The organism is Lancefieldella parvula (assembly GCF_963547875.1).
Classification (GTDB): Bacteria; Actinomycetota; Coriobacteriia; order Coriobacteriales; family Atopobiaceae; genus Lancefieldella; species Lancefieldella parvula_D.
Genome location: NZ_CAUUSI010000005.1, coordinates 60049 through 72936 on the forward strand (window position 1 = coordinate 60049; position 12888 = coordinate 72936).

The 12888-nt window shown below is 50.5% G+C and carries 11 protein-coding genes; all 11 read right to left on the minus strand.

Translation table 11 applies throughout. The features are described from left to right. Positions 1–6: 6 nt before the first annotated feature. On the minus strand, positions 7–678 hold the full coding sequence (locus RWJ96_RS03345; RefSeq protein ID WP_314018924.1) for a response regulator transcription factor: 672 nt from the start codon (positions 676–678) through the stop codon (positions 7–9). Positions 679–699: 21 nt separating this feature from the next. Next, positions 700–1719, minus strand: coding sequence for a TatD family hydrolase (locus RWJ96_RS03350; protein WP_314018925.1), 1020 nt, complete (start codon positions 1717–1719; stop codon positions 700–702). Beyond that, complete coding sequence (gene rsmA, locus RWJ96_RS03355) at positions 1712–2656, minus strand: 16S rRNA (adenine(1518)-N(6)/adenine(1519)-N(6))-dimethyltransferase RsmA (RefSeq protein ID WP_314018927.1); 945 nt, start codon at positions 2654–2656, stop codon at positions 1712–1714. Before rsmA ends, RWJ96_RS03350 begins: the two co-directional genes overlap by 8 nt. 2 nt (positions 2657–2658) lie before the next feature. Next, entirely contained in the window at positions 2659–4269 is a 1611-nt protein-coding gene (gene metG / locus RWJ96_RS03360) for a methionine--tRNA ligase (RefSeq protein ID WP_314018928.1), read from the minus strand. 79 nt (positions 4270–4348) lie between these two features. After that, positions 4349–5224 (minus strand): 16S rRNA (cytidine(1402)-2'-O)-methyltransferase, encoded by an 876-nt coding sequence (gene rsmI, locus RWJ96_RS03365; RefSeq protein ID WP_314018929.1) that lies wholly within the window; start codon positions 5222–5224, stop codon positions 4349–4351. After that, positions 5224–6264, minus strand: coding sequence for a cellulase family glycosylhydrolase (locus tag RWJ96_RS03370; protein ID WP_314018931.1), 1041 nt, complete (start codon positions 6262–6264; stop codon positions 5224–5226). The genes rsmI and RWJ96_RS03370 overlap by 1 nt, the downstream gene beginning before the upstream one ends. Positions 6265–6357: 93 nt before the next feature. After that, entirely contained in the window at positions 6358–6786 is a 429-nt protein-coding gene (locus RWJ96_RS03375) for a 6-carboxytetrahydropterin synthase (protein ID WP_314018933.1), read from the minus strand. Next, a complete protein-coding gene (ricT, locus tag RWJ96_RS03380; RefSeq protein ID WP_314018934.1) occupies positions 6786–8339 on the minus strand; it encodes a regulatory iron-sulfur-containing complex subunit RicT in 1554 nt (517 codons plus the stop codon). The genes RWJ96_RS03375 and ricT overlap by 1 nt, the downstream gene beginning before the upstream one ends. Continuing rightward, a complete protein-coding gene (holB, locus tag RWJ96_RS03385) occupies positions 8318–9502 on the minus strand; it encodes a DNA polymerase III subunit delta' (protein WP_314018935.1) in 1185 nt (394 codons plus the stop codon). Before holB ends, ricT begins: the two co-directional genes overlap by 22 nt. Next, positions 9495–10154, minus strand: a complete 660-nt coding sequence (tmk, locus tag RWJ96_RS03390) for a dTMP kinase (RefSeq protein ID WP_313993909.1) — start codon at positions 10152–10154, stop codon at positions 9495–9497. The genes holB and tmk overlap by 8 nt, the downstream gene beginning before the upstream one ends. 188 nt (positions 10155–10342) lie before the next feature. Further along, positions 10343–12856 (minus strand): DNA topoisomerase I, encoded by a 2514-nt coding sequence (locus RWJ96_RS03395; protein ID WP_314018937.1) that lies wholly within the window; start codon positions 12854–12856, stop codon positions 10343–10345. Between the last annotated feature and the right edge of the window lie 32 nt (positions 12857–12888).

Here is a 12888-nt window from a genome sequence, read left to right on the forward strand (position 1 = left end):
AGCAGCCTACTCAATAACGTAGCCAAGCCCGCGGCGTGTCATGACAAAGTCCTCAACGCCAATGCTTGCAAGAGTATTTCTGAGGTGGCTAATGTTTACCGTCAACGTATTGTCATCAACAAACTCGTCCGACTGCCACAGTTCTTCTTGAATACGCTGGCGAGAAACAACCGTTCCCGCGTTTTGCATCAAAAGTGAAAGTATTCTGAGCTCGTTTTTGGTCAGCTCGACGCTCTTCTGATTTGCAGAAACTTTGCAGGAAGAAGAATCAAGCGTCACACCTGCATGTGAAAGCTTTGTTCCTGTTGTGACATCGCTATTTGCACGCCTCAAAACCGAAGTAATGTGCATAAGCAAAATCTGGGTATTGTACGGCTTGGCGATAAAATCGTCTGCTCCTAACGAGAGCACCATAAGCTCATCAAGATCCGTGTTTCTGCTGGTAACTACAATGATGGGAACGTTTGAGAGCTGTCGTACTTCTCGACAAATCTGTTGTCCGTCAATACCTGGGAGGTTAAGGTCCAACAGAACCAGGTCTGGATGAGCAGCAACAATTTGTTGAGGTGCAGACTCAAAAGACGTGAGAGCCTGGGCCTCAAAGCCGTTTCTTTGTAGCAGGAGCACCAACTCTTGCTGAATCTGATGGTCATCCTCTACTACCAGGATTTTTGTCATATGTGCTCACCTCCTACTGTGCTATGCAAGTCCTACAAAGCGCTGGGCGTTTTCCCACAGTATGGTATACGTCTTCTCTTTGGGGATATCAAGTCGCTGCCAACGAAGCTCCGCCAAGCGCTCAACCGTGTGCACCACCATCGCTGGCGTGCACTCCCCTCCGCGCAAAGGCTCTGGGGCCATATAGGGGAAATCGGTCTCTGAAATCAGTTGCGCCTCTGGACAGGAAATCATTGCAGCTCGAATATCATCAGAGCGCTTAAACGTTGCCGCACCACCAAAGGCAACAAAGCAACCAAGGTCTGCAAAAGGCTTCATGACCTCAGGACCGTCGGTGTAGCAATGCAGGTCACAGCCTGCCTTAGGCACACCCATACGATTTAGTATTTCAAACGCCAAATCATGAGCGTGCGTGTCATCAGCACCATCACGCAAGTGCAACTCAACGCGTTGATTGTGTTCATGTGCAATTAAGAGTTGACGCTCAAATGCTTGACGCTGGACCTCTTCTGGAACCTCGCAGTACGGTCCAAAATCAAGGCCAATCTCTCCCACGCCGACGCAAAGAGGGTGCTCAAGCAACTCAAACAAGCGCTGTTCAGCTTCTTGGTTGTAATCTGGTGCACTATAAGGATGCGCGCCAACCACAAAATACGTGTGCTCAAACAAATACTCTGCAGGTAAATCGCAGGGTACGCAGAGATCTGCCTCAGCCAGCTTTGTATAAGCCTGGCGAGCCTGGTTCAAAGTATCCTCAAACCATGCAATAAAAGTGCTGGTATCTGCCCACTTACGAGGGAACTCCGTTGCAATGTCTACGGGTACAATAAGCATGCGCACACCTGCCGCAGCAGCGCGAGCAAGAGACTCTGCAGCGCTGTGCTCGTGGAGGCTGCCCAAATGACCATGAGTATCGGCAACAGGAGCCAAAACACGCGGCGCTGGGCGAGGCGTACCGTAAATATCATGGAATAGCTGACCGTCAGAAAACGAAAGTGCTTCCACTTCTTCTGCTGGTAGATGATGCTTTTTCTTACTCACTCAAAGGCTCCAAAGCAGCCGCAAGACAAATAAAGTCTTGGCTGGTCAAAACTTCTGCACGCGCCGTAGGCGCAATTCCTGTGGCGAGAAACGCCTGGTCTAGCTTATCTTTATCAAAACCAGAGGCGCTCATTGAATTACGAATGGTCTTTCTACGCTGTGCAAAGGCGGCGTCAATGACGCTCATGGTATGCAAGAGCTCTTCTTCAGAAAGAAGCTTGGAGGTCAGCGGGTTTCTCGCCTGGGTGCGATCAAGACGGACCACAGCAGAGTTGACGCGTGGTGGAGGCATAAAGTTGCCAGGGCCCACTTCAAATCTGCCAGTAACCTGCGCAAATAAAGACAGCTTTGCGGTGTAAGCACCATATGCCTTGGTAGAAGGCTTGGCAGCAATTCTGTCGGCTACCTCAGCCTGCACCATGACTACCGCCCGCTCAAGCGAAGGAAGCTCCTGGAAGAACTTGAGGATCAGCGTAGCTGCCACCTGATACGGCAGATTGGATACAAACTTAGTTGGCATCGGAGCAACCGGGACCGCGCTCTGGGTAACGGCAGGAAGTGCACTGTAGGCCTCAGCAAGCTTCTGCGGCGTAATTGCCAGAGCGTCTCCCATAACCAGCGCAAACGAGTCTGGATGAGGCTCTTTGCAGGTTACCGCTAAGACTTGCTCCAGCTCGGAGTCTGCTTCAAGCGAGCAAACCGCACGGGCGCGGTCGAGCAAGGCAACTGTAAGGGTACCCAGACCGGGTCCAACCTCAACAACCACGTCAGTAGGCTGAACCTCTGCAAGATGGACGATCTTCTCGATAATATGGTCTTGTACCAGGAAATTTTGGCCCAGCCTGTATTTGGTGGCAAGGCCAAAGCGTTCCAGCGTTTCTTTAGTGGCGTGCTGATTAGCAAGCCACGATGTCTGATGCGATGCGTGCTCCGACACGATTACTTGCTTGCAAGACGTGGGAACAGAGCGTCTCCCTTAGAGACAGCCAGGCCACCCTGAAGCTTGCCCCATACGCACTCGCTGCAGGTATCGGTAGAGGTAATCTCAGCCTCATCAAGGCTCATACGGTGCAGAACCTCTGCGGATGTGGTAGGCATGAATGGCATAAAGAGATGTGCGCAAATGCGGATAGACTCAAGCAGCGTATAGATAATCTCTGCAAGCTCTGATGCGCGCTCTGGGTCTTTTGCCACCGTCCAAGGAGCAGCGTCCTCAATGTAGTGGTTAGCCGCGTGGACAAGCTCCATGATGATGTTCTTAGCGCCCACGTAGTCCATCTTCTCCATGCAAGCAGCGTAGCGGTCATAGATGCCCTCAGCCAGCTTGCGCAGAGGATGGTCTGCAGCAACAGAAGAACCATCAAAAGTTGGAGTGACGCCCTCAAAGTACTTATCGCTCATATTAAGGGCGCGAGAAACCAAGTTACCCCAGCTATTTGCCAGATCAGCGTTATAGACCTGCTCCATGCGCTCGAAGGAAATGCCAGAGTCCTCACCAGGAGTGACGTCGGTCATAAAGTAGTAGCGGTAGCCCTCAACACCCAGCAGGTCCAAAACGTCCTTAGGTGCAATGGCGTTTCCGCGAGATTTACTCATCTTCTCAACAACGCCGGTCTCAGAGTTGCGGACGTTAAGGAAGCCGTGAGCAAAGATGTGCTCAGGAACTGCCTCACCAAGAGCCATAAGCATTGCAGGCCAAATGACGCAGTGGAAGCGAATGATGTCCTTACCAACAACGTGCATCTGAGCTGGCCAGAAACGCTTTCTCATGGCAGCAGCCTCTGGGCTGTCATCACCGTAACCAACAGCGGTGTAGTAGTTAAGAAGAGCATCAAACCAGACGTAGGTTACGTGAGACTCATCAAAAGGAACTGGAACACCCCAGTCAAAGCTGGTACGGGATACAGAAATATCCTGAAGGCCAGACTCAACAAAGCTTCGTACCTCGTTGGCGCGGAAGTCTGGCTCAATGAAATCTGGGTGCTCAGCATACAGCTCAAGCAGCTTGTCCTGGAATGCGGAAAGCTTGAAGAACCAAGACTCCTCAGAGACACGCTCAAGTTCACGATGGCAATCTGGGCAGAGGTGTGCACCCTTGCAACCGGCCTCTTCATCTGCCTTCTCTACCTGGGTCTCGGTGAAGAAGGTCTCCTCGTGAATGCAGTACCAGCCATCATAGGATCCCTTGTAGATGAAGCCTGCCTCACGCATGCGCTCCCACAGATACTGGACTGCTTTTACGTGGCGCTCATCGGTAGTACGGATGAAATCGTCATATGAGATATTCAGCTCTTCATAGAGTCCCTTGAAGAAAGGAACCTGCGAGTCACACCATGCCTGTGGAGACAAACCGTGATCAGCTGCAGCAAGAGCGACCTTCTCGCCATGCTCGTCCATACCGGTAAGGAAGAAGACGTCGTAGCCGGCAGCGCGTCTAAAGCGAGCCTGGATATCGCAAAGCAGGGTGCAGTACGCAGTTCCTAGGTGTGGCTTTGCGTTGACGTAGTAAATTGGGGTGGTAATAAAGTATGACGGCTTGGCCTCGGGCATAATGACTCCCTTTGTATAAGTTGCAATAACTTATCCAGTATAGAGCAAATGCTGGGCGTTCTTTGTGTTGGTATGGTGATTATGCCTCGTGAGCAAGAATTGCCTGGTATGCCTCATCGCGCGCAATATCAAACTTCTGAGCAAGCTCTTTGGCCAGTGCTGATTTTCTGATACCCGAAGCAAGACCTACCTCTATTGCGTCTTCAAGCGAGAGCTGAGACTCGCCCGCTGCCTGCGACGATGCAGAGGCAAGCTCTTCTTCTGTAGGAGCTGCGATAACCAAAACACATTCGCCTTTAAGGTTCTCTTTTGCAGCAAGTGTCTCAACAAGGCAAGGAGCCACGTCGCGCACTACTTCTTCGTGCAGCTTAGTGAGCTCTCTGACAAGAGCTACTTGCCTGGTAGAAAACACCTCGGCTATGGCCTCAACCGTTGCAAGCACCCTAAACGGAGACTCATACAGCACAATGGTGCCAGGAATTGCCGCGAGCTGTTGCAAGCGCTGAACAATCTGTCCGTGCTTTCTGGGCAAAAAGCCTTCAAAAAAGAAATGGTCACTTGCCAGGCCTGATGCAACAAGCGCACAGGTCACCGCAGAAGGGCCCGGAATAACCTCTGTTGCAAGTCCTTCTGAAAGCGCCGCATCAACCAAATGCTGACCCGGGTCAGAGATGCCCGGCATACCCGCATCTGACACAAACGCAACACGCTGACCAGCACGAAGCCTCTCAAGCGTTGGCTCAATTTGCGACTCAATAATATTTTGATCACAGCGCTGAAGCGGCACATGAATGTCAAATGCCGAGAGGAGCTTTGAGGTCACGCGCGTGTCCTCACATAAAATGACATCCGCTGCTGCAAGCGTTTCTTTAACGCGTGGTGACGCGTCCGAAAGGTTACCAATAGGCGTGCCCACAATAGACAGTTTACCTGCTAAAAGAGTAGATTCTGTCATTACTCGAGCATTCCCCTCTCAAACGTTGCAAGTGCAACGCGTGCGTCCCATGCAGCCAAAAATGCGGAGGTCTTCCAGGTCTGGAAGAACCATGCAGGACACGTATTGTACACTTTGAGCTGGCCTGAAGTGTAAATGCGCTCAAGCGCAATTCTTCCCTCTGCCGTCATAGCGCCGTCAATGCTTGGAAGTGATGCTGACCATTTACCCACCATGACTGGCAGACCGCCTGAAGCAGAAGTCTTCAAATACGCTTCGTTTTTATCAATAAGCTGCTGTACACCGCGAGGACCCGAGCAATCAATTCCCTCGCAGGGTTTATCAAGGTGAGCGTCAAGCCAAACGTTTTGATAGGCCTGCTGGCTCATAAAACGCCTAAATCCCTGAGGCCAGCCACCATCTGGGAGAATGACCACAGGCTCTTCTCCTGCCACAGATCTAATGGTCTCATAAGCACGGCGATAATAGTTTCTAAGCGAGTGACCAGGAATACCATCTGTGAGCTTAAAGCCCTTGCGCACACGAGGCTTAACCTCATCGGCTACCTCAATGCCATAAAAGCCGCTGCGGTGAGCGTAGTGAAGGGCAAGCTTATGCAGAATAGAAAGCGACTTCTCCCCAGAAATTCTAGTACGCGGAGCACCTCCTGGCTGGTCATTCAAGCCATCAGGCAAACCTGGATTTACTGCCAGTACAAAAATAACGTGCAGGCAAAGTTCTTCTGCCCATTCAAGAGCTCTATCAAGCTCGGTAATGCAGCTAACATATGGAGTACCAGCAGCTTCTTCATCAAAAACGTACCAAGGCACAGAAATTCTTACCGCATTAAAACCACGAGCGGCAATGCTGACAAAGTCAGAACTCTGGATAAATGAAGAACGATGCGCTTTAACAAGATTGTGGTAGTCCTCAACGCCCAGCGCTTTAATGAGCTGAGCCTCATCAACGCAGCCTGTGCGCGCAAACGGCTCAGGAGTTACCCACGGTTCAAGCGTAAGCCAACCGGTTAAATTGACACCCCGCAACGCTCCGTGAGCCATGAAATTCCACCTCGCCAAAAGATAAAACCTCTACATACGTAGAGTATACCCATCGAGGTTACGTTGCTCGCACAAGCTTTAAAAAACAACAGGTTACTTCATATTTTTTGAATATATGGCGCAATTGTTGGGGGTCTCATCAACCTCAACAGAAGAGACGGGCAAACCTTCTGTCTCAAGTTGCTCAAAGAGATACTTAGCCAAGTTTTCTGCTGTTGTTCTAAACGGCAAAATAGTGAGCGAGAAACCCTCTTCTTTAAGACAGGCCAACGTCTTTTCAGAAAGAGAACCTTCTTCAATCAAAAACGTATGGTCAAGAGAATCACACAGAGCACGAACTTTGCGTTTAAAGACACCAAAGTCCATAACCATATCTTTTTCTGTGCCAGACTCACCAAGCTCTGCAGCAGAAATACAAGCGGTTACGTGCCAACGATGGCCATGGAGGTTCTCGCACTTACCGTAGTAGTTTGTGAGAAAATGCGCTGAGTCAAAGGCGTATTCGGTCTTAAGCGTATACATTACTCGTTGTCCTTCGAGCCGCGACCGCGATCATCGCGTCCAGCTCTTCTATGTCTACGACGTGCAGCGTTTTGTGGCTGAGTGTCTCTAGATGCAGCGGTAGGCGCACCGTTAGAACCAGAAGTATTCTGTGGAGCGCTCTGGGTCTTCATGCCCGCCCTATCACCTGGACGACGAGTCCTTTTTGCACGAACTGGTGCCTGTGCCTCATCAGCTTTCTGTTGTGCCTGAGGAGCATCTGTCCTTCTAAAACGCTTACCCTGAGACTGCTTCTGTGCAGGAGCTGTACCCTGCTCATTCTTCTGAGGAGCCTGAGTATGTGCAGTGCCCTCTTCTGTTGCGTGATGACGGCGGCGGGTACGACGAAGCGTATCTGTTGAAGCATCAAAAGTACTGGAACCAGGGTTGACCTGAGCATTCTTTGAAGTTCTTACACGACGGGTGCGAGAAGAACTTTGAGCGCCCTGCTCTTCTCGGGCATTTCTTGCACCAGAATTCTTAGCGTTTTCTTGCCTATTTGCAGAGCTCTGCTCAGAGCGCTCACGCTTGCGCCTTGGAGCCTCAGTAACAAAGAGGTCTGGATTAATCTCTGGCTCTTCATCAACAATGAGGCCGTTTGCTCTATCAAGCTCTGCCAGAGCCATCTGAACCTCAACGGATTCAAGACGCTCAAGAGCAGCGCGAGAAACGCTGTCTGGCCTGCAAGAACAACCCAGGTCTTCCGACTTCTGCTGTGCTGCAGGAGAGGCATCCATATCAGCAAGAGGAATGCGAACTACCTTGCCACTCTCAAGGCGAAGAGCAATCTCTTCTTTTGGTGTGTTGTACTCAACAATTTTTGCCATGCCCAAAGGAGTCTCAATAACAGCGTTGCGCTTTGGAGCACGGTTTTTAAAGTCACGATACGCTTCAAACTCATAGCGCAAGCAGCACATTAAGCGACCACAAGCACCGGAAATCTTGGTGGAGTTCAGAGGCAAATCCTGCTCTTTTGCCATGCGAATAGAAACTGGCTCAAAAGAAAGGCCAAACCTTCTACAGCAGAGTTCTTGTCCGCAGTGACCATAACCGCCAATAACCGCTACTTCTTCTCTGACGCCAATCTGACGCATATCAATGCGCTCGTGAAGCTCATGAGAAAGCTCACGCACAAGCTGCCTAAAGTCCACGCGATCATCAGCCGAGAAGTAACACACGACCTTCTCGCCATCAAAAAGGTATTCGACGCCAATAGGCTTCATCTCAAGTTCTTCTTGAACAGCAAACTTCCTGAATACAGGAAGCGCAGCCTCGCCCTTAGCGGCAAGCTCTTCTGCGCGAGCAAGGTCCTCTTCTGTTGCTACACGAACTACGTCTTTGAGCTCGGCTTTGTTTGTCTTGTACTCAAACTCTTCCTGCGAAATCTCACGAGAATCAGCAACAGCAAGACCAATCTCTAGACCGCGCTCGGTCTGACAAATGACGTGGTCGCCTTCAAGAACGCCGGACTCCTTTGGATCAAACCAAAGGTCGCGCGCGGCGTATTCAAATTTCACCGGGACAACGGTGGGCATGTAAGTGCCTCCTTGATATGCAGCAGCATAACCTCAAGGGTTAGCTGGGGAGAAACAGAGCGGTCCAGGTTGTATTGAGCCTCTTGCACAGCAGCTAAAGCCCCAAGAACACCCTGGGTATGAGTTTGAGATGCAACGCGGTCGATAATGCCTGCTGCATCCGTATTTACTATTTCTTCATCAACTGCCTCGCAACACAAAAGCACGTCGCGAAGAAGCGATTCCAGAATTGCCAACATTTCTATGATACCCGAACGCTCGCGCGCTGTGAGTTCTCGCTTATTGGCAGCTTCAACCTGCTTTAACGCAGCGCTGGTAAGAAAGTCCTCGTTTTGGGCAAGCGCCTCTTCTTGGGCACGTCTTACGTCACCTAAAGGAATTTTTGCAGCTTCTATCAGCTCTTTTGCGGAAGTAAGCACATCCCATGAGTCATTTCTGAGCAGATTGCCAAAAACATCAATGAGCTGTCTGCGAATGTTTTTCCGCGTAGAAGACTGCAAAAACTCCACAGCTCTACCAGGGGTTCCTGTTGCTGCAAGCGCAATACGAGCTTCCTGCTCTGTGGCGGAAATCTCTCGCATAATAGCGGCTTTAGCAGCAGCGTCAGTGAGTGTTCTAAACGCAATTACCTGACAGCGAGAAACAATGGTGGGAAGCACCGCAGAAGAAGAACGTGCAGACAAAATAAAGATGGTGTCTGCAGGTGGCTCTTCAATAGTTTTGAGCAGTGCATTTGCAGAATTTTCTCTGAGCAAATCAGCGCGGTCAATCACGTAAATCTTATGAGTTGAGCGCATAGGCGCCAGACTAACATCAGCGATGAGCTGACGGATCTGCTCAATGAGGTAGCCATTTGCGGAGGCTGGGGTAAGTACGTGCACGTCAGGGTGAGTACCGCGAGAAATACGAATGCAGTCGTCACAGGCAGCGTCACCGTCCTGAGCACAGAGAACACACTGCGCCAGAGCTTTGGCTGCAAGACCTTTTCCAGAGCCAGGAGCTCCTACAAACAGATAGGCGTGGCCAAGCTTGTGCTCATGAAGTGCGCGTGCAAGCAGATTTTGAACTTGAGGTTGATCCTGAAGACGGGTAAGTGCCTGAGGAAGTGGATAGGTGCTATGAGTAGTATGTGTGCTCTCTTGAGTCATAAACGCGTCACTCACCAAGCTCACAAATACCAGGAATAAGATCTGCTAACAGCTGACGAGTACGTGCGCGAACCTCATCAATTGTGCCATCTGCATCTACAGCTTTTACACGCTCTGGCTCATTTTGCAGAAGTTGCTTATAACCAGCAAAAACTCGCTCCTGGAAGGCAACACCTTCTGCTTCTAGTCTATCGGCGTCATTTTGCGTAGCACGCGCATGAGCAACCGTTGGCTCAAGCATAAAGACAAGGGTTCTATCAGGAGAAACCCCACAGCTTCCCAAGCGATTTGCACGGTGCACGAGGTCTGTGTCAAGACCGCGACCAGCTGCTTGATAGGCAAAGGTGGAGTCATAGAAGCGATCACACAAGACAACTTTGCCCGCAGCTAGAGCTGGTCGGATAACCTCTCCCACCAGCTGGGCACGACTTGCTTCATAGAGCAACAGCTCACACTCATCGCACATCATGCCGTTTTCTGGATTAAGTACCACGCCTCTAATCTGCTCAGAAATAGCAGTTCCACCGGGCTCACGAACAAAGACCACATCAAAGCCAAGAGCTTCAAGATCTTCTCGCAGAAGAGAAGCTTGTGTTGACTTACCACAGCCATCAACACCTTCAAGCGTGATAAACAAGCCTTGAGATGTACGTGCGTCTTTGTTCATGCTTCCCTCCCTCTTAACTATCTCACGATACAGACAGATTGTGTTTCTCGCCATGAATATTCTAAAGGTTTTGCGCATTTCCACATGAAAAGTGCTCAAAAATGGGTAAAAATACGTATGGAGCGGGCGTTGGAGAGGGACGCTCGTTCTTCCGAAAACAGTGCACCTCTCGATGCACCGTCATACGTTTACTTTTTTGCTGCCTTGGTGGATTTGGTGCTCTTAGTACTCTTTCGAGCGCCTCTACGCGAGGCAGTTTTCTTTTCTTTACCAGGGCAATCGTAGTTTGGACAGAGCTTCCAAGGACCACGCTGGGTAGTAACAACCACCATAGGTGCCCCGCAGTCTGGGCAGACCTCATCGGTCTTCTCGAGCTTTCCACGAGCTGGTAGAGGATAGCTTGTCTCGCACTCCTCGTAGTTGGTGCAGCGAATAAAACGCTTACCCGTGCGCTCGGACTTGTGCGCTACCAGATCCCCGTGCTTGCCATTTGCCTTACAGGTTGGACACTCGCCCACAATAAGGTCTGGCTCTGCGTTTGTAGGGCAAGCTGGATTGATGCAGGTCTCATACGCACGCTGCCTAAACGGTTGCACCTTTACGCGAGGAGCACCACACTCTGGGCAGACGCCAGCCTCTCCCTCAAGCGGCTCTACGCGTCCCTGAGGCAGCGGATACGTGACATCACAATCTGGCCAACCCATGCAGCCTACAAAGCTTCCACGAGTCTTCAGAGAGCTCTTAGCAACCAAATCTTTGCCGCACTTAGGGCAGGTTCCCACCTTTGCGTCAGCAGTAACTGCATCAGCAATGGCCTCAGACAAGTCTTCTTTATGATCAATGAGCGTATCAATCATGCCCGCAAGCAGCGCTCTTGAGTGAGTTACAACGCCATCACGTGTATCTTTACCTTCAGCAACGCTTGTCATATCGGACTCAAGCTCTGCCGTCATATCAGGCGAGGTAATGTGTGGCGCAAACTGGGAAAGCGCATCAACAATTGCCATACCAAGCTGACTTGGCTCAACAGGATCATTTTTGAGGTATTTACGCTGGTAGAGCGTATCAATAATGGAGGCACGCGTGGACTTTGTACCAAGGCCTCGCTTCTCCATCTCTTGAATAAGCTTGCCCTGGCTGTAGCGAGCAGGTGGCTCTGTCTGCTTAGCATCAAGCGACAAAGACTGAATAGAGACAATCTCTCCCTCGCCGACATCAGGAATCTGATCGTCTTTCTTAAGGCCAAAGGGATAAATCTCTCTAAAGCCTGGCTCAGCCAAGACCGTTCCGTTTGCAACAAAGGGCTGACCTGCAACATCAAGCGTAATCTTGGTGCCACTCATAGTAGCTGGACCCATAAGGGTTGCAAGGAACCTTCGAGCAATCAGGTTATAGAGCTTCCAAGCTGCAGGCTGCAAAGCATCTGGATTTGCTGCCGCTGTTGGATAAATTGGTGGGTGGTCGGTAGACTCCTGCTTGCCGCGAGTAGCGTGAAGCTTTGGCTGACCCAAGAGTTTTTTACAAGTAGGAGCATACTGAGGAACCGCAGATAATGTACGGACACAGTCCTTCAAGTCAAGCGAACTTGGATAGACGGTGTTATCAACACGCGGGTATGAAATCAAGCCGTCCATGTACAGAGACTCTGCCAAACGCATAGTTCTAGCTGGCGAGATACCCTCTGCAGCTGCAGCTGCCTGCAGCGACGTGGTGTTAAACGGAGCTGGTGGCTGCTGCTTTCTGCTACGAGACTCAATCTCGACAACCGTTGCCTGCGTCTGATCTTTAACAACTGCGTAAGCTGCATCTGCTTCAGCTTGATCCCAGAACCTTGCGGTCTGATGAACCATCTTAAAGGTTGCATCCGCATCATCTTCTGGAGCAGCAACACCAGAAATAACCCAATAATCTTCTGGCTTAAATGCCAAGCGCTCACGCTCGCGCTCAACAACAAGTGCCAGCGTAGGAGTCTGAACACGACCAGCAGAGCGCGTATTGCCCAGACCTCCAAAGCGTGCAGTGGTCAGGTAACGGGTCAGTACAGCACCCCAAATGAGGTCGATATACTGCCTGGACTCACCTGCTGCAGCCAAGTTGTAATCAAGATCCACCAGGTTATTGAAGGCAGTCTCAATCTCTGTCTTAGTAAAGGCGGAGTAGCGTGCACGAAATACTGCCAGATTAGGATTAACCGAGAGAACCTGTGCCAGCGCATCAGAGCCAATAAGCTCTCCCTCGCGGTCAAAGTCTGTGCCGATGATTACAGACTCTGCCTTCTTAGCAAGATTCTTGAGGGCGCGAATAATCTCTTTTTCTGCAGGTTGTTTATCTACAGGAGCCCAAATCAAATAAGGCAAGCTAGGGATTTTCCAGCCCTTTAGGTCAACGCCGTCTACCATAAAAGGCTTACGCTTAACCTTGTAAGGAGGACGCTCAAGACCATCTGGAACGTCTGCAGGAAGGTGCTCCCCTTCTGCAGTTTCTCCGTACCAGCCCTCTTCCTTATCAAACTTGAGAGCCAAAGGAAAATCGGGCTGCAAAATATGGCCACGAAGACCAATGGCAACATGATCTTCTCCGCCACGTCTAAAACGATAAACAGGAGTGTTGTATACCTTGTCTGCCTCAGGCTTACCCGATTCAGACAGAAGGCGAGCAATCTGCTGCGCTGCGTCGTTTTTCTCGGTAACAACTAGAATCAAAGAACAACACTCTCCAAATTAAAAAGCGGAAT